Below are 565 nucleotides of genomic sequence, written 5' to 3' on the forward strand. Positions count from 1 at the left end.
TGGCGCGCTTAGCGCATTTCGCTAGGGGACCGCCAAGATTCGAATTCGGAGAACCACAAACATGTCGACAGTCCTCGTAATCGGTGCCGGTGGCGTCAGCTCGGTCTGTGTCCACAAAATGGCTATGAACAAAGATATCTTCACGGACATCCACCTTGCCAGCCGCACCAAATCCAAATGCGATGCTATCGCCGCGTCGGTGAAGGAGCGCACCCGTGTGGACGTCGCGACCTACGAGATAGATGCCGAGGAAGTCCGGGCCATGGTCAACCTTATCCGCAAGGTGAACCCGAGCCTCGTGGTGAACCTTGCGCTGCCTTACCAGGACCTGCCGATCATGGATGCCTGCCTCGAAGCGGGCGTGAGCTATCTCGACACGGCAAACTACGAGCCCAAGGACGAGGCCAAGTTCGAATACCACTGGCAGTGGGCCTATCACGACCGGTTCAAGGAAGCCGGCCTGATGGCGCTGCTGGGTTCGGGTTTCGATCCAGGCGTGACCAGCGTTTTCACCATGTGGCTGAAGAAGCACAAGCTGAAGACCATCCGCCAGCTCGACATCCTC

General features: G+C 58.2%; 1 protein-coding gene. It reads left to right on the plus strand.

Features of this window, described 5'->3' with window-relative positions; translation table 11 throughout:
- Positions 1-61 precede the first annotated feature (61 nt).
- Positions 62-565, plus strand: a 504-nt coding sequence (locus F2B26_RS16775; RefSeq protein ID WP_201292821.1) for a saccharopine dehydrogenase family protein, incomplete at its 3' end; no start/stop codon positions are given.

The sequence above is a fragment of the Cellulomonas citrea genome, from assembly GCF_009829685.1.
GTDB classification, from domain to species: Bacteria; Actinomycetota; Actinomycetes; order Actinomycetales; family Cellulomonadaceae; genus Cellulomonas; species Cellulomonas citrea.